At 51.0% G+C, this 21,652-nt stretch carries 17 protein-coding genes; 7 read left to right on the top strand and 10 right to left on the bottom strand.

Going from position 1 to position 21,652, the window contains the following annotated elements:
• Positions 1-14: 14 nt before the first annotated feature.
• The gene (locus BMY09_RS01725) at positions 15-2,210 is read right to left on the bottom strand and encodes a CHASE2 domain-containing protein (RefSeq protein ID WP_091353095.1); all 2,196 of its coding nucleotides are present in this window, start codon (positions 2,208-2,210) and stop codon (positions 15-17) included.
• A 247-nt stretch (positions 2,211-2,457) separates the two neighbouring features.
• Between BMY09_RS01725 and BMY09_RS01720 the strand changes: the two genes are divergently transcribed.
• Entirely contained in the window at positions 2,458-3,219 is a 762-nt protein-coding gene (locus tag BMY09_RS01720; RefSeq protein WP_091353909.1) for an MBL fold metallo-hydrolase, read from the top strand.
• A 46-nt stretch (positions 3,220-3,265) separates the two neighbouring features.
• Here the strand turns inward: BMY09_RS01720 and BMY09_RS01715 are convergent, their stop codons facing one another.
• Positions 3,266-4,939 carry a FecR family protein gene (locus BMY09_RS01715; protein ID WP_091353092.1) on the bottom strand — a complete coding sequence of 558 codons (1,674 nt, stop codon included), beginning with the start codon at positions 4,937-4,939 and terminating at the stop codon, positions 3,266-3,268.
• Between the two features lie 9 nt (positions 4,940-4,948).
• Positions 4,949-6,256, bottom strand: coding sequence for a tetratricopeptide repeat protein (locus tag BMY09_RS01710; RefSeq protein WP_245756479.1), 1,308 nt, complete (start codon positions 6,254-6,256; stop codon positions 4,949-4,951).
• Between the two features lie 274 nt (positions 6,257-6,530).
• Here BMY09_RS01710 and BMY09_RS01705 point away from each other — a divergent pair, with 274 nt between their 5' ends.
• Positions 6,531-6,743: a DUF1289 domain-containing protein gene (locus BMY09_RS01705; RefSeq protein WP_091353090.1), complete on the top strand. Its 213-nt coding sequence runs from the start codon at positions 6,531-6,533 to the stop codon at positions 6,741-6,743.
• Here the strand turns inward: BMY09_RS01705 and BMY09_RS01700 are convergent.
• The 3 genes from BMY09_RS01700 to BMY09_RS01690 form a co-directional block, all read right to left on the bottom strand.
• The gene (locus BMY09_RS01700) at positions 6,732-8,666 is read right to left on the bottom strand and encodes a RecQ family ATP-dependent DNA helicase (protein ID WP_091353088.1); all 1,935 of its coding nucleotides are present in this window, start codon (positions 8,664-8,666) and stop codon (positions 6,732-6,734) included. The two genes, BMY09_RS01705 and BMY09_RS01700, sit on opposite strands and share 12 nt — an antisense overlap.
• Positions 8,667-8,981: 315 nt before the next feature.
• Entirely contained in the window at positions 8,982-10,334 is a 1,353-nt protein-coding gene (locus BMY09_RS01695) for an aminotransferase (RefSeq protein WP_091353086.1), read from the bottom strand.
• 23 nt (positions 10,335-10,357) lie between these two features.
• Positions 10,358-11,824, bottom strand: a complete 1,467-nt coding sequence (locus BMY09_RS01690) for an NAD-dependent succinate-semialdehyde dehydrogenase (protein WP_091353083.1) — start codon at positions 11,822-11,824, stop codon at positions 10,358-10,360.
• A 156-nt stretch (positions 11,825-11,980) separates the two neighbouring features.
• Here BMY09_RS01690 and BMY09_RS01685 point away from each other — a divergent pair, with 156 nt between their 5' ends.
• Entirely contained in the window at positions 11,981-12,901 is a 921-nt protein-coding gene (locus tag BMY09_RS01685; protein ID WP_091353081.1) for a LysR family transcriptional regulator, read from the top strand.
• Here BMY09_RS01685 and BMY09_RS01680 read toward each other — a convergent pair.
• From BMY09_RS01680 to BMY09_RS01665, 4 genes are read right to left on the bottom strand one after another with little or no spacing between them, the layout of a single operon-like run.
• Positions 12,890-13,330 carry a universal stress protein gene (locus BMY09_RS01680; RefSeq protein WP_091353079.1) on the bottom strand — a complete coding sequence of 147 codons (441 nt, stop codon included), beginning with the start codon at positions 13,328-13,330 and terminating at the stop codon, positions 12,890-12,892. The two genes, BMY09_RS01685 and BMY09_RS01680, sit on opposite strands and share 12 nt — an antisense overlap.
• A 10-nt stretch (positions 13,331-13,340) precedes the next feature.
• Positions 13,341-14,663, bottom strand: coding sequence for a TRAP transporter large permease (locus BMY09_RS01675; protein WP_091353076.1), 1,323 nt, complete (start codon positions 14,661-14,663; stop codon positions 13,341-13,343).
• Positions 14,653-15,192, bottom strand: a complete 540-nt coding sequence (locus tag BMY09_RS01670) for a TRAP transporter small permease subunit (protein WP_091353073.1) — start codon at positions 15,190-15,192, stop codon at positions 14,653-14,655. The genes BMY09_RS01675 and BMY09_RS01670 overlap by 11 nt, the downstream gene beginning before the upstream one ends.
• 59 nt (positions 15,193-15,251) lie before the next feature.
• Positions 15,252-16,268 carry a TRAP transporter substrate-binding protein gene (locus BMY09_RS01665; RefSeq protein WP_091353070.1) on the bottom strand — a complete coding sequence of 339 codons (1,017 nt, stop codon included), beginning with the start codon at positions 16,266-16,268 and terminating at the stop codon, positions 15,252-15,254.
• Between the two features lie 204 nt (positions 16,269-16,472).
• On the opposite strand from BMY09_RS01665, the gene BMY09_RS01660 reads away from it, so the two are divergent.
• The 4 genes from BMY09_RS01660 (at position 16,473) to BMY09_RS01645 (ending at position 21,642) form a co-directional block, all read left to right on the top strand.
• Entirely contained in the window at positions 16,473-17,411 is a 939-nt protein-coding gene (locus BMY09_RS01660) for a LysR family transcriptional regulator (RefSeq protein ID WP_091353067.1), read from the top strand.
• A 181-nt stretch (positions 17,412-17,592) separates the two neighbouring features.
• Positions 17,593-18,876 carry an NAD(P)/FAD-dependent oxidoreductase gene (locus BMY09_RS01655; protein ID WP_091353064.1) on the top strand — a complete coding sequence of 428 codons (1,284 nt, stop codon included), beginning with the start codon at positions 17,593-17,595 and terminating at the stop codon, positions 18,874-18,876.
• A gap of 184 nt (positions 18,877-19,060) precedes the next feature.
• On the top strand, positions 19,061-20,605 hold the full coding sequence (locus BMY09_RS01650; RefSeq protein WP_091353061.1) for a Na+/H+ antiporter NhaC family protein: 1,545 nt from the start codon (positions 19,061-19,063) through the stop codon (positions 20,603-20,605).
• 77 nt (positions 20,606-20,682) lie between these two features.
• On the top strand, positions 20,683-21,642 hold the full coding sequence (locus BMY09_RS01645) for a DMT family transporter (protein ID WP_091353059.1): 960 nt from the start codon (positions 20,683-20,685) through the stop codon (positions 21,640-21,642).
• Positions 21,643-21,652 lie beyond the last annotated feature (10 nt).

Raw genomic sequence — 21,652 nt, 5'->3', positions numbered from 1 at the left:
CGGACAGCCACGGGCTACTTTAGCTGATGACTGAACACAGCATGCCACTCTTTTCCTGGACTGTTTTGCTCTAACTCAGCGATACGCTGGAGATAGATCGTTGCGACGCTGTCGGATGGAGTATGTGCCAGCCATTGCTGAAACCGTTCCCGGGAAGACGCCCACTGTTGCTCACGGTAAAGAGCAACCCCCTGATTAAACGATGCTACCCGCTCGGCCAGATCAGCGTCCTCAGTGTTAGCGACTGACATCGGCTGAAACAGCTCGACTGGCTCAAGGCGCCCTTTCACCTGCACCCGATCAATCTGCCTGTAGATATAACCGGGCAAGCGTTCACAGAGTTCACCGCTGACCAGCAACGGACAGCCGTAAAACCGGGTCAGGCCCTCCAGCCGGGAGGCGAGATTGACCGCATCCCCCATCACTGTATATGCCATGCGGAACTCAGAGCCCATGTTGCCGACACTCATGATACCAGCATGCAGACCGATACCTATTTCAACTTCAGGCAGCCCCTCAGCAACTAAACGCTGATTAACGATTGGCAGTTGCTGAAGCATCGCCAGCGCCGCATCCAGGCCGTGCCGGACATGATCATCATCCTTCAGTGGTGCCCCCCAGAACGCCATAACCGCATCGCCAATATATTTATCAACCGTACCATGTTGCAGATGAATAATATGGGTCATTTCGGTCAGATAGATATTCATCATACGGGTCAGTTGCTGCGGTGCCAGCTGTTCAGAGATTCGCGTAAACCCCCTGATATCAGAGAAAAAAATCGTCATATCCCGGTTTTCACCGCTCAGATGTACGCCCTCCTCCTGCCTACCCAGCTCCCGCACTACTTCGGGGGGAATATAGTGACCAAACTGTCCCGCCAACTGTTTAACATTGCGTGTTTCGAAAAAGTAACCGGTGGTTTGCTGAAACAGATAAAGCAGTAACACCAGAAACAGTGTGTAACCCAGAGGAATAACCCAGTAAAGACTCTGCCAGGCATACAGGTTGAAAGCGGTCAGACAGGCAGCCCAACCCAGAGTAATCAGGGTTGAGAAGGTCACTGAACTGCGGGGGATCAGAACCGATAACAAAATGCCACTGATCAGTAACTGTATAATCTCCACAGCAGCGGTGTAATCCGGTTCGCTGAAAATGCGATTATCCAGCAACCCCGAGAGAATGTTAGCGTGTACTTCCACTCCTGGATAACGGCTACTGACTGGGGTCACCCGAAGATCAAGTAAACCTGCCGCACTGGTACCGATCAGCACAATCGCGCCGTTTAGCTGAGCAGGCTCCGCCAGGCCGTTCATCACATCCGTTGCCGAGATGTAGGGAAAGCTGCCTTTTCCGCCCCGGTAAGGCACCAGCATAGCGGCAGAACTATCCACAGGGATCTTCTGACCTCCAGCACTGATCGCCACTAATGCCTGATGATCACCAAAAAGATCGGCTTCAAACTCCGGGATTACCTGCCGCTCATCAAACAGTGCCAGCCAGATCGCCAGCGAAAGCGAGGGATAATACTGCCCCTGATACTTCTGCAACATAGGCACCCTGCGGTAAACCCCGTCACTGTCCACCATCGGGTTGTCGAAAAAGCCGCTATAAGCCTGCTGACTGTGGAGTCCATCAACGCTGGCAATAATACCTGAAGCCCGGGGTATCGGTTGCTGGTCCAGCAAAGGGGACGATTGGATCACCGCGATGCCGGGATCACCGGCCTGCAGCTGACGATCACTGCGGTCGAAGGAGTAGCCCAGCACCACCGGGCGTTCGCGGATGGCTGCTGCCAGCCGCTGGTCAGGATTAAGCTGTTGTAAAAAGTGCTGCAGATCGGGAATCTGATCGGCTTCCAGCAACAGTGTTGTTAACTGCTCCAGATCGATACTGCTATCGGCTTCAGAAAACACCATGTCAAAACCTGCGATAGCGACACCATAATGGTCAAACAGCTGGTCCAGCAGCTGCGCTAGCTTCGCCCGGTTCCAGGGCCACCGTCCCTGCTCCGCAAGACTCTTTTCATCCACATCAACGATAACAATACGCGGATCCTGCTCCCGCTTTGCAAAGTGCTTCAGACGAATATCATAGAGATCGTACTCAAAACGCTGCAACAAGGCAGGTCTGCTGTCCTGAAAAACAGGGATCAACATCAACAACGTCAGTATGATGCCCATCAGTGTGCGGGTTTTGCGCTGTTTCATTGCTTATACCGATAGTGAATATCAACAGGGGTTATCCAGCCCCAGGCTACCTGACCTTAAATGAGCTATCGCCTTATCATATCCTGCAATTCCCCTCAGGTTGTAGCGAACCTCTCATTTTTAGTACAGAACTTATCTCTATAATGGTTTAAGCTGACTGTATGCCAGGCAGCCTCTGTGTTATAAAAGAAACAGTATGCCGGGGTATTAGAATGAAAAGCCTGTGTCTGCACAGTCGGAGATATACGTGAAAATTGAGATTCTGGGATGTAGCGGTGGTATTGGTCCGGGACTGAAAACCACAACGTTTCTGATAGATGACACCCTTCTGCTGGATGCAGGAACCGGGGTAGAGTTACTGTCGATGGAACGACTGCTGGGCATCCGCGATGTCGTTATCACCCATGGCCATCTGGACCACATTATCGGCTTGCCGCTTATGCTGGCCACCATCTTTGACAGTCATAAGAAGCCTGTCAATGTCTACGCAGAACCGGCGGTGGTCAGCGCGCTTGAACAGCATATTTTTAACTGGACTATCTGGCCCGACTACACCCAGCTTCCCGAACAACAGCCCATTATCAATCTGCACCCGATTGAGATCGGCGACGTACTGACGATTCAGGATAAAACGGTCGAAGTCATACCGGCGGAGCACCCAACACCCACAGTCGGCTACCTGATTAATAATGGCCACAACAGCTTTGTGTTTACCGGCGATACCGGTGTCAATGATAAACTCTGGCCTATTCTGAATCAGCGCAAACCCGATCTGCTGATTATCGATGTATCCTTTGCTGATGAGTCTGACAAGTTAGCCAGAACCAGCGGCCATCTCACACCATCACTACTAACCGGTCAACTGGAACAGCTGGAGCACAATCCTCGTATAGCGATAACCCATCTGAAGCCAGGTGCGGAAGATAGCATCATGCAACAGTGCCGCCGACTGTTACCACAGCGACAGATCGACCGGTTGCATCAGGGCGAGGTCATCACTCTGGATTGATCTGATACGTCAGAAAGGTTCAATGATCCGTTAAGGCAAGGGGGCGTTAAGGGGCTGGACCACTGCTATCCAGCAGCACCGTTCCAACCACCGTAATATCCTTATTTACAGGGCTGGACCCTGATGCACCATAAGAGGAAATCGCGCCATCGGCCCGGTTTCCAACCAGATCAAAGGTCATCTGCCCGTTCATCGCGGTATCGTTCCCTCCCACAGAACACTGACCGCCACTACAGCTACCGGCAAGCGTTAACTCCCCCCCCTGCAGAACATCATTCAGCGATGTTTTCACAGCAACGCCCTGTTTATCAACCGCCTCAGTCAGGTTAAAACTGCGAATACCGGTACCATCATTTACATCGGCTTTTATACTCACCTGTTCGATCTCAAGAGAATCCCAGTTCACCAGCACGTAGGTCCCCCCGTAAACACGTCCAGGGGCAACTGCACCGCTGCCATATCCAACCAGTGATCCGGTCGCGCCGGTTTCGATCTGTGGCGCAGTCAAACTGGTTGAGCCATTGGTAAAGGTATACAGATAAGACCCACTGCGCGCCGTTGTCAGCGCATCAAGCTGTGCCTGGGTCGTCAGGCTATCGCTATACATGTAGTGGAAACCACCCGCCAGAGTCTGAACGGTATTATTCTCTTTCAGCTCAAACCCTGCATTCCAGCGCCCCCAGGAGATCTCAGCCCCCCCCAGGGTTGCAGTACCGCTGCCGGAGACAAACCCGGTATCGTCACCACCGGTAAAAATACAGGGGGAACAGGCATGGGGCGTGGTATTCGGCTTATTGTCCTTGTAGCTGATACCCGTCACCAGACCGCCGGCACTGTTATCGATAGCGATACCAGAAGCGCTGCCCGCCACGACCGAGCCATTTCCGGACAGGTACCCTTTAGCCTTATCATCCCGGGTAAAGGCAACAGCAACCAGAGCGCCATCCGGTGCTCTGGTACCATTACCGGTGGGATCGGGCAGTTCCGGCTGACCGGAACGCCCATCATCGGAATAGTCCCCCTCAAGTTCGGGGTCCGTCGCCGGAATGGTACCCGCCAGCTTGCTGTCGTCCTCAGGCTCTTCGTTTTGCTCATCGGAAGTAAGTGCATCAGACTGGACTTTTTTGCGCAGGATATAATCCCCTGTCTGCCCGGTTGCACTGCCTTTTCTGACATTGCCATTACTCCCCCACCAGGCGCCCTCTCCGGCACTCACCAGAATAGTCTGATGATCGCTGGTAACCTGAATAGCCCCCTCAATGGTTTCACAATAGATCCCCTCACCGGTGTACTCAACACCGTAGTGGGTGCCACGAATGCCGATAGTGGCCACAGTTGTCTCCAGACGATAATTTTCTTTGTTCGGCTTGCCAATCTGCCCAGAAATCGTCCGCATCCCCCCTTTTAGCAACTGAAAGAGGGCTTTCCCCTCCTCCGGCTTCTTTTGTTCAAACTGATACTCCGCAATACGAAATTCAGTAGCAGCTTTCAGGGCCAGCCGGGAGTTATCGCTGAACCGTAGCTGTAGCCGCCCTCCTGGTCCGGTTTTTAATAAATCATTGGCATAAACTTCAGAATGCCGTTTCAACACCCTCTCACTGCCATCTGCAGCCACCGCAACATTCTCACCGAAACTCAATATCACACTGGCCACAGCTTCGGCGGCAGAAACCGCTCCCGAGCACAACATTAATATCAGACTAAACAGCATAGACTTCATAAATCTACCTCACCTGAAGCTATAGCGCAGACCCAGCATCCCCTGATGACGGTCATACTCATATAGCTCAATATTGGAATCCGCATGGTAAGAGCTTAAATCAGCCAATACGGTCCAGTTTTTCTCTACGGCCCATTCAAGATTGATATTCAGAATGGCGAAGTTATCCTTACGTCGGACTTGATATATCCAGTCATCACCTGCGTAGTGGCTGGACTGATAGGTCAATACAGGAGTCAGGGTAAGGTCATTGCCGGGTTCTAACTGAACACCAATATTGGATCCCCAGAAAACACGATCAACCTGTGAATCTGCCAGTACTCCAGCGGTATCCGGGGTTTCCTGGCCGACAAAACCACCGGCAAACCAAAGGGGGTTCCAGTTGCCCCGACCGGTAAACAGATAATTTCCGGCAAGATAATACTGAGTTGCATCCTTCCAGCTATCTTCAGCATATTCCAACAGATTTATCCCGCCATATAAGCGCAGCTGTGACTGATTGTCCGGTGAATGAGTCCAGCTGCCATTTATGCCCAACAGATCACGATAACGCTGACCATCACGACTGAAATGCTGCAGATCAACGCCCAGTCGATAACGGTTCTGATGTTCTATCCAGGTATGCCCGCCCGACACAGACAGGATAGTGTAGTCCTGTGCCATTTCGTCATCGTAGCGTGTGAAATCGCCTTTCAGGGTAAAATCCAGTTGCCGGTCAGCCGCATACTGATGCTCAACCGTTGTCCCCATTCGCAGTCGGTTAAACTGGTTTCCTCTGCCAAGTGCATCGCTGGTCAGCGTCACCAGACTGGCTTGCGACTCAGGGCCAGAATTAATATTACTATCATAGCCGCGCCAGATCTCAACGAAGCCCTTAACCTGAGTGGCGGGAAAGGATTGTTTCTTCTCAATCAGATCAAGATACTGCGCGATACGGATACGGACATTATCTGGCGGATCGAGTAACAGCACCTGTTCAAACAGCTGCTGCGCCTTATCAAACTGCTGTAACAGATAGTAGCCCCGCGCCAGTTCAAGCCGCACCAGCGGATTTTTCGGATCGGAAAAGGCAACCCGTTCCAGAGCAAAAACACCTTCGCTGACATTACCACTGTCGATGGCAGCAACACCATATTGAAAATCAAACTCCGGATCGCCTTCAAACCCCTGCAGATAGGTCATCGCAAGGTTGTACGCTTCGTTGAAGCGCCCCTCATCCAGCAACGCTTTAACCAGAGCGGCACCACTCTCGGAAGCATAGCTGTGAGTACAAAACAGTCCTGTTAACAGCGCGATCCCTGTCAGTTTAATCAACATTGACACTCCAGAATTTTTATCAATCTACTGCATAAACAGCCAAACATAGAGCTTAATTAAACAAAAAATCACTAGATATAGACTACATTACTACTATCGGTAAAGACTATTCAAACAAAACAGACCTGTTTAAGTGTGATTTTGAGTAGTGTTGCTCTATGTTAGACGTCTGATATTGTCTGCTGGTGCTCAGTCAACGGAGCGCTTATCGTCAGCGGCCATAAAAGACCTTATGCCAAGCCTGAATCCTTATTAACCTGGAAGATATCGAAAGATGAAAGCCTCTCCCCTCCATCTTTCTACAGCAAGTGCGTACAGGGTGGACTCCCCCTGTGTTCGCAACTGCTGCCTGGATAGCGATGATATCTGTATGGGGTGTTACCGAACCCTCAACGAAATACTGATCTGGCATAGCGCGACAGAGGACGAAAAACAAAAAATTTTAGCGTTATGCGCTGCCAGACGACAAAACCGTTTAAACCGATAACTGCTCTACTTTCTTTCGAATGTCGGCATATCTCAGACGCTCACAACTCGCGAATCCACTTAGTTGCCGCACTTTGTTGCGGGTAAATAACGGCACACTGATTCCGGCCAGAAAGCGGCACTGGGTATCCAGGGTTACCGTACCCGAAAGATGCTGACACAAACCAGTCAGATCCGCGATCAATTGCTGATCCGATGGCCAGCGGGGCGATTCGGAATACTCAAGCACAGCAGGATGACCTCGACAAACGGAGCAGTGACCGCAGTTTTCAGCGCTCTGGTGATCATCAAAATAGAGCGCCAGATTGCGACTAAGACAGCTGTCCAGTTCGAAGAACCTCACCAGCGCTGCAATTCGGGCAATCTCTTTTCGCTCTTTATCAATAAAGTAATCATACAGCTGTTGCCCTAAAGCGGGATCAGCGAGTGCCTGGGGATTCACCTCATACACCTCAGTGACTTTTTTGGTTTCCAACTCGATCAATCGCTGATCCTGCAGATAGTCGAGAGCGGCAACCACCCGCTGACGATCACAGTTATAAGCGTTAAACAGAGCTTCGAACTCCAGAGTCCCCCAGACCCGTTTGAATTGGGTATGCGCCAGCACTGCCGTCAGAAACGCTTTTCGTTCACCGTTAAACCGTTCAAGTATCGACGTTTGTGGTTGCAACAGTTTGTATCTGAAATCGGCAAAATATGCATATAAAGGCTGCAACACGCCCAGTAACTCCAGTTGTACCAACAATGTTTTCAGGGGTAGCTGGCGGATATTACTGGCCGTGGATAACGCATTCAGCTGTAACTCCCACTGTCCTCCCTGAGACTCATGGCGGATATTATCAACAACATACCCGATGCCACTCAATTCCGGGGTATCCCCATAAACAAAGTTTTCTACGGTATTCAGGCCATCCAGATTAGCCAGAGTGATACAGGCAGATGGCAACCCATCCCGGCCTGCCCGGCCAATCTCCTGACTATAGTTTTCAATCGACTTGGGCAGATCATAGTGTATAACGAAGCGAATATTGCTTTTATCGATCCCCATGCCAAAAGCGATCGTGGCGATAATCACACCGATACGCCCTGCCATAAAGTCAGCCTGTATTTGTTGCCGTTTCTGATCTTCAAAACCAGCATGATAAGCTGATGCACTCACCCCCTGCTGCACCAGATAGCGGGCAACCTCTTCTGCTGTGTGCTGTAGAGTCACATAGACAATTCCCGCACCCTGCTGCTGACCAATCAGTTCAGCCAGGCGCGGACACTTTTCCGCTGAGGTGACCGGCAATACAGAAAGATCCAGATTAGACCGGTAAAAGCCGGTCTGCACGATATGTGCCTCGGTAATATCAAATTTCCGCGCCATATCCAGCTTCACCTTGCGGGTCGCGGTAGCGGTTAATAGCAGTACCAGCGGAATATTCAGCGCCTGGCGATAGGTTGGCAACTTCAGATAATCAGGACGGAAATTATGTCCCCACTCAGAGATACAATGCGCCTCATCAACCACCAGCATCGACACCGGCACTGACTGAATAAACTGTCGGAAACGTTCATTCTTAAAGCGCTCAACCGAGACCATCAGAATTTTGGTGATGCCGTTACGAACATCGCTCATCACCTGACGGTTTTGCTCCGGCGTCAGAGTCGAATCTATACTGGCGGCCGGGATCCCCTTACTGGCCAGAAAGGTCAGTTGATCTTTCATCAGTGCCAGCAGGGGCGAGACCACCAGCGTCAGATGGGGTAACTGAGTCGCGGTTAGCTGATAGCAAAGCGATTTACCGGAGCCTGTGGGAAAGATCGCCAGAGAGGAGTGTCCCTGCAGTAACTGACTCACCGTTTGTTCCTGACCCGGGCGAAACTGCTCAAAGCCAAAAATTGTTTTTAGGGGGGTATAGATAGCGGTGTCGGTGTCCATGCTCTGTCCTTAATATAAAACTGAAATTCAATCCCTGAATACAGTAAGGCAGTATAGCGGTATCGTTGGGGCACAACATCAGAATATTAACGGGGCAATAAAGTTTTCACCATGAAGGGAGCCCTCAGCATACTCTTTTTTAATAAAAACAGGGGGCATACGCCCCCAAAAAAGAGATCCGTCAGGACCAGTGCTTTACTCAAGAAGCAACCCGATACTCCGAAAAGCATAGATGTTGCAATAGAACTGTGGAGGGTCACCGGGCTGGCCAGTTCCACACCAGCCCGATCATGCAAGCAAGAAACTATATCGGCATCAGGCAGCAATCAGGCCTTCGCGGGTAACAAAGTCCAGTGTTTCATCCAGCGCTTTACCCAGTTTTTCAACCATCTCATCGATCTGCGCTTCAGAAACGATCAGCGGCGGACAGAAAGCCAGCGAGTTGCCCGCCACTGCGCGGGTGATCATGCCGTGGTTCTGACAGGCCTGCATGGCAAAATAGCCAACAGCGCCGCCTTCAAAGCCAGCACCGGTTTTCTTGTCGGATACCATCTCAACGGCACCGATCATACCCGCGCCACGAACTTCGCCTACCAGAGGATGATCTCTGAATTCGCCCAGACGTTTCTGCATATACTCACCCACCTTAGCCGCATGACCAAAGATATTATCGCGCTCGTAAATTTCCAGCGTTTTCAGTGAAACAGCAGCCGCAACCGGGTGACCTGAGTAAGTATAACCATGACCGAAAACCCCAACCTGGCTACTTGGCTCAATCATCGCTTCATACATATCACCACGAATCACAGAGGCACTGATCGGCATATAGGCGGATGACAGCTGCTTCGCCAGCGTCATCAGTGCTGGTTTTTCAATACCCACAGTAGTACAACCAAAATCATTACCGGTACGACCAAAACCGGTGATCACTTCATCCGCCCAGAAGAGGATGTCATACTTATTCAGCACCGCCTGTACTTTTTCGTAGTAACCCGCTGGCGGCACGATAACACCACTGGCACCAGTAATCGGCTCAGCGATAAAAGCGGCGATAGTATCGGCCCCCTCTTTCAGGATCAGTTGCTCCAGATTATTAACAATGCGATCAACAAACTGCGCTTCAGATTCACCCGGCAGCGCACCACGGAAGTAGTGCGGGGCATCAGTACGCAACACACCCAGTGCATCAAACGGCAGGCTGAAGTGAGTATGATTCGGTGGCAATCCGGTGAGGGACGCTGCAGCAACAGTGACACCATGGTATGAGCGTTCACGGGCGATAATTTTGAATTTTTCCGGCTTACCAATTGCGTTGAAGTAATAACGCAGCATCTTCACATGACTGTCATTGGCATCACTTCCGGAGTTGCCGAAAAACACCTTAGCGTTTTCAACCGGCACCATCGCCGTTAATTTATCGGCCAGATCCATACCCACCTGGTGAGTCTTTCCACCAAACATGTGGGAATAAGACAGCTTACCCATCTGCTCGGCAGCCGTGTCGATCAGCTCACGGTTGTTATAACCCAGCGAGGTGCACCACAATCCTGCAAGGCCTTCCAGATACTGGTTACCTTCATTATCGTAAACATAGGCACCATCGCCCCGCTCAATCGTCAGGGTTTCTGTCGCTTTAAAGTTAGTTGTTGGATAGATCATATTACTCATAACGCTTCTCCACGGCTCTCAGCTTAACGCTGTAGTGCACCAAAACAGATATACTTTGTTTCCAGGTAGTCATCCAGACCATATTTAGAGCCCTCGCGGCCCTGACCCGACTCTTTAACACCACCAAAGGGAATCACTTCCGAGCTGATCGCAGTTTCATTCACACCGACCATGCCATATTCAAGCGCTTCTGATACGCGCCAGCTGCGCCCCATACTCTCGGTATAGAGATAGGCTGCCAGGCCAAACTCGGTATCGTTTGCCATGCGCACAGCATCGTCTTCCGTTTTAAATTTAAATACCGGGGCAACCGGACCGAAAATCTCTTCACGGAACACCCGCATTGAATCGTTCACATTAGTCAGTACAGTTGGCTGGTAGAAACACGCGCCCTGCTCACCCGGTTGACCACCAATTACCACCGTGGCCCCCTCGGCCACCGCATTCTGCACCTTGGCATCGATCTCTTTCGCCGCTTTCTCGGTGATTACCGGGCCATGAGTGGTGCTGGCATCAAAACCATTACCAATACGAAACTCACCGACCGCCGCTGCGAATTTTTCAACAAAGGCATCGTAGATCCCTTCCTGAACCAGCAAACGGTTGGCACAGATGCAGGTCTGTCCGGAGTTGCGGTATTTAGCGGTCAACGCACCGGCAACCGCCAGATCCAGATCGGCATCATCAAAAATAACCACCGGGGCATTACCACCCAGCTCCATAGAGGTACGCTTAACGGTATTCGCACACTGCTGCATCAGCAGTTTGCCCACCGGAGTCGAACCGGTGAAGGTAACCTTTTTAACTGTCGGGTTAGAGGTCATCTCGCCGCCAATCGATGGCGCATCGCTTCCAGGAACAACATTAAATAAACCGGCTGGCAGCCCGGCACGATTGGCCAGTTCTACCAGTGCCAGCGCTGACAACGGCGTCTCTGCGGCTGGCTTCAACACAATGGCACAGCCCACCGCTAACGCAGGGCCAGCTTTGCGGGTAATCATCGCGTTAGGAAAATTCCAGGGCGTTATAGCAGCAACAACTCCGACAGGCTGCTTCACGACCACACCGCGACGATCCGTTTGCGGCGTCGGGATAATATCGCCGTAGACCCGTTTTCCCTCTTCAGCAAACCATTTGATAAAGGAGGCACCATAGGCCACTTCACCCCGGGACTCCGCCAGGGTTTTACCCTGCTCGGCGGTCATAATCACAGCCAGATCTTCGGTATTCTCAATAATCAGTTGATGCCACTTTTCCAGAATTTCACTGCGACTCTTCGCAGGCAGTGCTTTCCACTCCGTCATCGCCCGTTCAGCCGCCGCGATAGCCCGACGGGTTTCAGCTGCACCGACACTGGCAACATCAGCCAGATGCTGACCCGTAGCAGGATCGGTCACAGCGAAGGTTTCACCACTGTCACTATCCATCCAAAGACCATCAATAAACGCCTGAGTTTTCAGTAGCGATGGATCCTGAAGTTGTATTGTCATTATTTATCTCCTGCCTGAGGTTGGTAGATTCAACCGCAATATAGAGCTATTTATAGATCGCCAAATCTTTTGCTTATATAATTACTTACAAATATTTACTTTTATATATTCAATTGTAAACAGTACGCTCTCAACATTACTTTCGAGGTATACCCGATGGGACGCAGAAAAGCCGCCCTCTCCGGCCAGTTAGCAGATATGGATCTTCGCCTGCTAAAAGTGTTTAAATCTGTGGTTGAATGTGGTGGATTTACTCCGGCAGAGATCCACCTCAACCTTGCCAACTCAACTATTTCCAACTACATCGCCGATCTGGAAAAACGACTGGATATGCGTTTGTGTGAACGCGGCCGTGCCGGATTTTCCCTCACTGAGCAGGGTCAAACGGTGTATAACGCCACCCTGGAACTGCTCAGCGCACTCGATCAGTTCAAAAACACCATAAACCAGAGTCACAACCGCATTCTGGGCAGCCTGCACCTGGGGTTTGCCGAGCATATGCTGGGAGCGCACAATTCCTCTATCCTGCAAGCCCTCAGCCGCTTTTCGGTTAAAGCCCCGGAAGTCAGAATACAGATCAGTACCATGAGCTCCGATGATGTCATCACTGCTTTGCTCAACAATCAGGTCGATATCGGCATCACTGTTACCAGTCAGCCCTACCCTGAACTCTCAGAAATAAAACTGTTCGAAGAGGAGATGCTGCTCTACTGTGCCCAGGATCACCCTCTGTTTAATCAAGAGGAGATAACAGCCGCCGAACTACGCCACTACCGCTTTGTCGAATCTCCCAGACTGATGCCAGGCCGGGAGATCCATCCGGATATGATGCTCTGGAATAAGCAGGCCATCGCTCACCATCAGGAAGCCAGGGCCACGCTGATTCTCAGTGGCCACTATCTGGGGTTCCTGCCCCGCCACCTGGTCAGCAACTGGAGACTGGAAAAAGCGCTTCGCCCCCTGTTCGCAGAACAATACGGTTATCGCAACACTTTCAAAGCTCTGTGGCGTAACCGGCAACACAACAGACTCATCATTCAGTTATTCAGTGAGTGCCTGACTGAATCAGCTATCTGATTCATCGCAACGCACGATAAACACCGAACAAGGGGCGTGACGCACGACCCGCTCGGCATTTGAACCGATGAAGTAACTGCTGATACCTGGCTTACGGGCCATCATCATAATGACATCCGAGCCCAGTTGCTCTGCTGTTTCCAGGATCTGATCATGGGCGGTACCATCCCGGTAGATGGTATTCACCGTCGTATTGGCCGGCAGATCCCCTAACAGCTCTTCCATCTCTTTGAGAGCCTCCTTACGGTGGCCCTCATGCAGAGCGCGGTCAAACTGAGGATCGCCCGCTCTGTGAACAAAACTCTGATCAACATACAACAGATTGACCTGCGCAGGTTTGCCTGCCGCTAATGCCGTTGCAATCCGAGCCAGATCCACTACCTGCTCTTTATGGGACAGATCCAGCGGGATAAGAATATTGCTGTACATAGTTAACTCCTTAGCCCATCACTAAATTCGGCAACCAGAGTACGATCTGCGGGAACACCATGCAGAGAATCAGTACTGTCAGGTTAAGCATGATAAACGGGGTCACAGATTTATAGATCTCTGACATACCGATACCAGCGGGAGCGATCCCTTTCAGGTAGAAGAGCGCAAATCCGTAAGGTGGTGTCTGCACGGCAATCAGAATATTCAGGATCATCAGCACACCAAACCAGATCGGGTCATAACCCAGCGAAACGGCAATCGGTGTAAACAGCGGTGCGCACATCAGTACGATAATGAACTCATCGATAATGAAACCCAGCATCAGCATAATCAGCTGGAACATTATGATGATCATAATGGGGGGCAGATCCAGTTTACCGGTGAAATCAGCCACCATGCTCTGCACCCCCATCAGCAGATGGAAGTTACTGAATACCGATGCACCAAAGATGATCCACATCGCAACACTAACCAGAGTGGCAGTCTGAAAGCCCGACTGGAGGAACATATCGACTTTGAAACGCTTAAACACAATCGCCAGAATAATCGCGCCAACCACACCGATAGCCCCGGACTCTGTAGGCGTGGCAATACCGGTGATAATACTGCCCAGTACCGCAACGATCAGCAGCATGGAGAACAGACCATCACGGGCAATTCTGAATTTCTCTTTGCCCTCCAGTTTTACAATATCCTTATTATCCATATCCCGCGGAGCACGCTCCGGGAACAACCAGCAACTGATCGCGACATAGAGAACCATCATCACAACTGTCAGCAGTGCCGGCATCATCGCCCCGAGGAACATCCGGCCAACGGAGTTCTGAGTTGAGGCGGCAAACATAATCATCGGAATGCTCGGCGGAATCAGGATACCCAGACCTCCACCAGCCATGATAACCCCCAGCGCCAGGCGTTTGTTATAGCCCCGTTCCAGCATTGGCCGCAGTGCAATACTACCTGAGGTCATAATGCCCGCGCCGATAATACCCACCATCGCCCCGATCATAGAGCAGACGCCGATAACACTGATGGCGAGGGAACCACGTACCCGGCCAATCAGCATCTGGCTGAAATTGAACATCGCATCACCGATGCCCGATTTAGTCAGCAGCTGCCCCATATAGATATACAAAGGAATCGCCAGCAGAATAAAACTGAAGTAAGTTGACTCAAGCGTGGTGGGAATCACGTTAAAAATGCCATCGCCCCAGGTCATATACCCCACGGCCATAGCGATGCCACCCAGTGCCAGCCCCACCTGGGCACCAAGCGCAAAAAACACCAGAATACATAGCAGAAGAACTACGGTTAACAGCTCAATTTCCATCACTGTTCTCCTCAATAAGTGCATGACCTGTCAGCAAAAAATACATCTCAGCCAACATATCTCTGACCAGTTGCGCAATAAACAGGCCGCAGGCAATCATCATCATGATCCAGAAATGGAACATCGGCGGTGCCCACTCACTCTGGCGACGATAATCAAACTCGATCGCCTCTTCATACTTGCCAAGACTCATCATCACGATGATCACCAGAAAGAAGATAGCCAGTGAGAAAGAGATCAGATTGAATACACAACGGGTGCGGTGTGAAACCTTGAGATAAAGGATATCGACATTAATATGTGCACGCTTCTGCTGCGCATAGGCGCCCCCTAAAGCGGCAAGATAACCAAACATAAACAGTGACAGATCAAACGCCCAGATGGTCGGTTTACCCAGAATGTATCGGGAGAACACTTCAAATGCGACCACCAGTGCCAGTACCGGCATAATGAATGCTGCGGTTCGGCCAGCCTGTCGCACCACCCAATCGATAGAAACACAGATATTTGTCAGTATTTTTTTTAGCATAGAAGTACCTGCAACAAAAAAGGGGCACGACAGCACCCCTTTTTGCTAATTCAAAATGCTTACTTGCTGTTAGCGCGCAGGATATCGATCAGCTCTTTGCTGTACTTATCTGCAGCAGCATATTCGTCCCACAGGCCCGCACCGGCTTCTGCCCATGCTTTCTTATCAGCTTCACTTGGCTCAGGGCTCCACTTAAGACCTTTCGCTTCCATCTCAGCAACCGCTTCTGCTTCCCACTTCTTAGACAGGCGCAGTTGATCAGCAGCATGCATTTCCGTCGCTTTGCGAACAACCGCCTGCAGATCTTCAGGCAGTTTTTTCCAGGCAGCACGATTAACCACGATTGGCAGAACCTGAGCACCCGCCAGTGGCAGCTTGTACATGTACTTAGCTACTTCAACATGGTTACCATCGCGGTGATCGATCATGTTGCTACCGATAGAACCATCGATAACACCGGTTGCCAGAGAGGTGTAGATTTCGCTCCAGGACAGTGAAACAGGGGATGCACCCAGGTTACGCAGGAACTTACCGTAAGCACCCGGCGCACGGATCTTCAGACCTTTGAAGTCGGCAACAGAGTTGATAGGCTCTTTAGTCAGAACGTAGACAGGTGGCTGGATGTAAGGCTCGAGCCATACCAGCCCTTGTGATCCATAGGCTTTAGTCAGGACTTTATCCCAGCCTTTTTCATGGAACAGAGACTGCAGTTCAGCAGGATCATCGGTGCCACCCGGCAGACCGATCTCAACAACACCCGCAGGCAGTTCACCGGCGTGCATGGACTGGAAAGGAGCACCCATCGTTACCAGACCGGATTTAACCGCTCCCAGCAAACCACTGGTACCAACCCCTTCGCCCGAGTAGAGAACCTGAACCTTGATACGGCCATCAGACATGGTTTCAATGTTTTTAGCCAGACTCTCGTAAACTTCACCAAACGCGGTTCCGCGACCATACAGGTTGCTGAAACGCCAGTTGAAGTCTGCAGCTGAAACATTAGCAGCCAGCGTACTCAGACCCAGTGTCACAGCCAGTGCAGATGTGGATAGTTTTTTCTTAAGGTTTTTGATCATACTTCACCCAGTGATTGTTAGTTTTATATCGCGGAATAAACTCTCTATAGCCTTATCCTTACAAATTACAGGCATAGGATAAATTACAAAAATTCCACTCAAACGTTCACTAAACTTTACGTAAAGACCGTTATTAGGTATAAAAAAACGAACGGTTACAGATTCCTGTTCCCTTCTTAACAACCACCACACAGAGTAGCCGGAATGACGAAGTTTGCACTGGGTCAGCTGGGCGATATTGAAATAAAGCAGCTAAAAATATTCAAAGCCGTTGTTGAATGCGGCGGATTTTCGGCTGCCGAAACCGAGCTGAATATCAGCCGCCCCACGATCAGCAACCATATTGCGGCCCTCGAAGACCGCCTCAACATTAAACTATGCAAACGGGGACGAGCCGGTTTTTCCCTGACCCCTGAAGGCAAGGTGGTCTATGACCAGACTTCACAACTACTCAATCGTCTGGAGCAGTTTCGCAGCACTATCAACAATCTGGGTGACAGCCCTGCAGGAAAACTCAGAATTGCCCTGAGCGACACCTTCAGCACCGATGCCCGGTTCCGGCTGCCGGAGATCTTCCGCCATTTTTATCAGCAAGCCCCCGATGTAGAGCTTCAGGTGGAAGTTGATCATATGAAAGTGATGGAAAAGATGGTGCTCAATAATCAGCTGGATCTCGCCATGATCCCCTATCACCGGAAGTTTGAAGGGCTTAACTATATCCACCTGTTTACCGACGAAAACTACGTTTACTGCGGTAAAGAGCACCCGTTGTTTGATCTTCCGCCCGAGCAGATCACCGAGAAGGTTATCAATAGCTACAAATTGGTTCATGCCGGGCTCAAACCCCATGAAGAGATCTATCACCAGTTAGCTCAGATGAACCTGTCAGCCTCCTCCTATCACTACGAATCCCGGATAGCGATGTTGTTGTCGGGCTGTTATATCAGCTTCTTACCGGCTGAAGTGGCCCGCCCCTATGTCGAGCAGGGGCTGTTAAAACCTGTCGCGCAACCGATTAAACATTTTCGCCTCGGGGTTGCGGTTATCTCAAAAAAATCGGCCCAACCCAACCGGGCCAGGGATATGTTTCTGCACTCAATCAGAATGATTCACAAAGATGCGGAGAATGCCCCACCTTACTGATCATTGTGCTGTTCCTTTACGGTGCAGCACGCCAGTGACAGCCAATCTATCCCCTCATAGGTATATCTCCCCTTTACAGTAACTATTATCGTAGAGACATAATGAAAGCTGCGGACTTCAACGTTATGTCCCGGCACATAATCTGCAATACCCGGGTCGGGTCGTAATACAGGGTTTTTATATGGCTGTTCCATCTCACACCACGTCATACTATGCCGCTTCTGCCAACGATAAATCGTTTCGCGCACCATTAAATGACAATATCACCGCTGATGTTTGCGTTATCGGTGCCGGCTATACCGGCCTGTCTTCAGCACTACATCTGGCTGAACAGGGATTCAAAGTTGTCGTGCTGGAAGCCAGCCGCATCGGCTTTGGTGCTTCAGGCCGGAATGGCGGTCAGATTGTCCACAGCTACAGCCGTGATATCGACTTTATCGAAAAACATTACGGTAAACATACCGGCACCGAGATGGGCAAGATGGCCTTTGAAGGTGGTAAAATCATTCGCCGCTTTGTCGATCAGTACAACATAGATTGTGATCTGAAAGAGGGTGGAATCTTTGCCGCCTGCAACAACAAACAGTTGCATGAGATGGAGCAGAAAAAAGCACTCTGGGAAGCCCATGGGCATACCCAATTGGAGATGCTGTCTGAAAGCACCATTCAGAACCATGTCGGAACCACGCGCTATAAAGGCGGCCTGCTGGACAAAAGCGGGGGCCATTTTCACCCCCTCAACCTGGTGCTGGGCGAAGCGGCAGCACTGGAAAGTCTGGGCGGTGTTATCTACGAAGACTCTGCGGTTACCGGAGTTCAGGAGGGTGATAAAGCCGTTATCAATACCGCGAAAGGTTCCGTCAGCGCTGATTTCGTGATTGTGGCAGGCAATGCTTATCTCGGCGGACTGATTCCTAAACTGGAACAGAAAGCGATGCCCTGCGGCACTCAGGTGATTACCACCGCGCCTCTGAGTGAGGCTCAGCAGAAAGCGCTGTTACCACAGGATAACTGTGTCGAAGACTGTAACTATCTGCTGGATTACTTCCGTCTCTCTGGTGATGGCCGCCTGATCTATGGTGGCGGCGTCACCTATGGTGCCCGCGAGCCGGATAAAATTGAATCGCTGATCGTCCCGAATATGCTGAAAACCTTCCCTCAACTGAAAGGCGTGAAGGTTGATTATGCCTGGACCGGTAACTTTCTGCTGACACTGATGCGACTGCCCCAGTTCGGTCGTATCGGCAATAATATTTACTACGCTCAGGGCTACAGTGGCCACGGTGTGACCAGTTCACACCTGGCGGGCAAAGTACTCTGCGATGCGATTCAGGGACAGGCCGAGCGCTTTGATGTGTTTGCAGGTTTACCACAATACCCCTTCCCCGGCGGGCGTACCTTCCGCATCCCATACACTGCGATGGGAGCCTGGTATTACACCCTGCGCGACAAGCTGGGCATCTGATAAACACAACGCTGCCCGCGTGTACTGACACAGGTAATGACCCGGTCCGGTATTTTTCAGCCCGGACCCATTTAATCGCTCACCCGGGTCAGCATTCCTTCGAAATTAAAGTGTTTTTTCATGCCCGCAACCGGGATGAAGAAACACTGTTTATAACAACCTATAACGATAATAAAGGTGCGATATGAGTACTGAGATCGCTCAGACCGAAAGCCTTAGCAACACTGTAAAAATAAGCAACACTGTAAACATAAGTAACACCGCCAGCATAAGCGGCGATACCACTAACAGTCCGCAAAAATGGCTTATATTCTATGGCGCGATTATGGCATTTTTTGCCTACCTTTCGACCCAGCATGTCGAAGGCGAGTCCTATGGTTTTTACAGCCTGCTCCCCGCACTGCTTATTCTGTTTGTGGCGGTAATCACGAAAAAACCTCTGGAATCTATTTTTGCCGGTATTATTGCCGGCCTGTTACTACTTGACCCTACCAATGTTGTCAGCGGTCTTGGCGATCTCTCAATGTCCGTCGTCATGGATGAGACCATCGCCTGGATCGTACTGGTCTGCGGGATGATGGGCGGCCTGATCAATATGCTGGAACGCGGTGGCAGTGTTCTCAGTTTTGGCGAAATGCTGGCTAAACGGATTAAAACCAAACGCGGCACGATGCTCACCACCTGTGTACTGGGCATCATGGTATTTATCGATGACTATCTTAATTCTCTGGCAGTCTCTGCCTCGATGAAACCCCTTACCGATCGCTATAAAATCTCCCGTGAAAAGCTGGCGTTTCTGGTGGACTCGACAGCGGCACCGGTCTGTATCCTCGTGCCGGTTTCCACCTGGGCAGTGTATTTTGCGGCCCTGCTGGAGGAAAACGGCGCAGCCCCTGAGGGCAAGGGGATGTCTCTCTACATCGAATCGATCCCCTATATGGTGTATGGCTGGGCTGCCCTGCTGGTTGTTTTTCTGGTAGCTGCCGGCGTACTGGGCGATTTTGGTGAAATGAAGAAAGCGGAGTCCCGTGCTCAGGCGGGACAGCCCATCCCTGAAGGTATCCAGCAGGACGGATTCGATACTTCTTTAATGAAGCAGACCTCACCGGTTATCGGCCTGCTCAACTTTTTATTGCCGATGATAGTGCTGGTCGGGGCCAGCGTTTATTACGAGATAGACCTGCTGCTGGGTGCACTGGTTGCTTCGATGTTCACCATGGTGCTCTACTTCTGGCAACGCCTGCAGACTTTCAGCCAACTGGTCGATTCGATGCTGGATGGCTTTAAAGTCATGCTGCATCCGATCGCCGTGGTTTGTGCCGGTTTTATGGTTAAAGAGATTAACGATCAGTTAGGCATGACGCCCTATATTATCGACTCACTGACCCCTCTCCTGTCGAAAGAGATGTTACCGGCACTGGTATTCGCGTCTATGGCGGCCGTTGTGTTTGCCACCGGATCAAGCTGGGGAGTCTTTGTTGTTTCCCTGCCGATCGTGATACCGATGGCTATCAGCATGGATATGTCGATGCCATTAACCGTTGGCGCACTACTGTCTGCATCCGCATTTGGCAGCCATGCCTGCTTCTTCAGTGACTCTACCGTACTCTCCTCCCAGGGCTCCGGCTGTACACCTATGCAACATGCTCTGAGTCAGATCCCCTATGCGCTGATCGGGGCGGGCGTCGGTTTTATATCCCTGCTGGCACTGGGTTTCATCATGAGCTAACCGGTCTGCCGATTAGCGATACTGACCAGAAAATGGAGGCCCTGCCTCCATTTCCGGATGATAGAAAAGGACGACACATGCTTATCAGATCTTCCCGTACCGCCACACTTATGCTCCTGCTCGTCAGTTTCATCTGGGGTGCTGAATTCGTTCTGATCGATCTTGCGATAGAGGATATTCCTACCCACACTTTCAATGCGATCCGCTTCCTGCTGGCAGCTTTATCGTTAACCCCTCTGATTTGGTTCAAACGTCATCAGCTCAAAGGGATCCGATGGAAACCTCTTTTGAGTGCCAGTGCACTGTTGGGTTTTCTGCTGTTTACTGGCTTTTACACCCAGACGGAAGGGATGCACTACACCTCGGTCTCAAATGCCGGGTTTATCACCGGGCTGAATGTTCCGCTGGTTCCCCTGCTGGGTTTTTTACTGTTTCGCAAGCGGGCATCACTTGCCGTCTGGGCTGGGGTTATCATCGCCACCACGGGGCTCTATCTGTTAACGATGGGGGATAAACTACAGTTTAACCACGGCGACTTGCTGGTCCTGGTATGTGCATTTAGCTTTGCCGTACATATCCTTCTCACCGGACGCTTTGTGGACTCACTTCCGGTTGTACCGCTGAGTATTCTGCAACTGCTTTCGGTGGCGATCTACAGCACCATTGGTGCAGCAACCAGCGCGGATCCGGCATTTTATCATCCAGGCTCTCCCCCGCTGAACTGGCAGGATCTGGCCATCAATCCGACGGTTATCTGTGCTGCACTGATCGCCGGGATTATGGGTACCGGTTATGCCTACTGGGCGCAATCGGCCTGCCAACAGATCCTGGAGTCACACAAAGTAGCGCTGATCTTTGCCACTGAGCCGGTGATTGCCTATCTGTCAGCCTGGTTATTCCTGAACGAGAAGCTCGGAACACTGGGGATGATCGGCGCTGGCCTGATTATCGCCGCAATGCTGATATCAGAACTGGGAGATCGCAAACGCAAAGTAAAACTTGAACTTCTGGATCAGACCACAGCTGTGGCCGATTAACAGAACAGGA

This window comes from Amphritea atlantica (genome assembly GCF_900111095.1).
Taxonomy (GTDB): Bacteria; Pseudomonadota; Gammaproteobacteria; order Pseudomonadales; family Balneatricaceae; genus Amphritea; species Amphritea atlantica.
This window is presented reverse-complemented; position numbering and strand designations above follow the sequence as displayed.

What these genes read in the sequence shown, in the direction of transcription:
- BMY09_RS01725 (WP_091353095.1), bottom strand. Translation starts at nt 2,210, where the DNA reads ATGAAACAGCGCAAAACCCGCACACTGATGGGCATCATACTGACGTTG.
- BMY09_RS01715 (WP_091353092.1), bottom strand. Translation starts at nt 4,939, where the DNA reads ATGAAGTCTATGCTGTTTAGTCTGATATTAATGTTGTGCTCGGGAGCG.
- BMY09_RS01710 (WP_245756479.1), bottom strand. Translation starts at nt 6,256, where the DNA reads ATGTTGATTAAACTGACAGGGATCGCGCTGTTAACAGGACTGTTTTGT.
- BMY09_RS01705 (WP_091353090.1), top strand. Translation starts at nt 6,531, where the DNA reads ATGAAAGCCTCTCCCCTCCATCTTTCTACAGCAAGTGCGTACAGGGTG.
- BMY09_RS01700 (WP_091353088.1), bottom strand. Translation starts at nt 8,666, where the DNA reads ATGGACACCGACACCGCTATCTATACCCCCCTAAAAACAATTTTTGGC.
- BMY09_RS01695 (WP_091353086.1), bottom strand. Translation starts at nt 10,334, where the DNA reads ATGAGTAATATGATCTATCCAACAACTAACTTTAAAGCGACAGAAACC.
- BMY09_RS01690 (WP_091353083.1), bottom strand. Translation starts at nt 11,824, where the DNA reads ATGACAATACAACTTCAGGATCCATCGCTACTGAAAACTCAGGCGTTT.
- BMY09_RS01685 (WP_091353081.1), top strand. Translation starts at nt 11,981, where the DNA reads ATGGGACGCAGAAAAGCCGCCCTCTCCGGCCAGTTAGCAGATATGGAT.
- BMY09_RS01680 (WP_091353079.1), bottom strand. Translation starts at nt 13,330, where the DNA reads ATGTACAGCAATATTCTTATCCCGCTGGATCTGTCCCATAAAGAGCAG.
- BMY09_RS01675 (WP_091353076.1), bottom strand. Translation starts at nt 14,663, where the DNA reads ATGGAAATTGAGCTGTTAACCGTAGTTCTTCTGCTATGTATTCTGGTG.
- BMY09_RS01670 (WP_091353073.1), bottom strand. Translation starts at nt 15,192, where the DNA reads ATGCTAAAAAAAATACTGACAAATATCTGTGTTTCTATCGATTGGGTG.
- BMY09_RS01665 (WP_091353070.1), bottom strand. Translation starts at nt 16,268, where the DNA reads ATGATCAAAAACCTTAAGAAAAAACTATCCACATCTGCACTGGCTGTG.
- BMY09_RS01660 (WP_091353067.1), top strand. Translation starts at nt 16,473, where the DNA reads ATGACGAAGTTTGCACTGGGTCAGCTGGGCGATATTGAAATAAAGCAG.
- BMY09_RS01655 (WP_091353064.1), top strand. Translation starts at nt 17,593, where the DNA reads ATGGCTGTTCCATCTCACACCACGTCATACTATGCCGCTTCTGCCAAC.
- BMY09_RS01650 (WP_091353061.1), top strand. Translation starts at nt 19,061, where the DNA reads ATGAGTACTGAGATCGCTCAGACCGAAAGCCTTAGCAACACTGTAAAA.
- BMY09_RS01645 (WP_091353059.1), top strand. Translation starts at nt 20,683, where the DNA reads ATGCTTATCAGATCTTCCCGTACCGCCACACTTATGCTCCTGCTCGTC.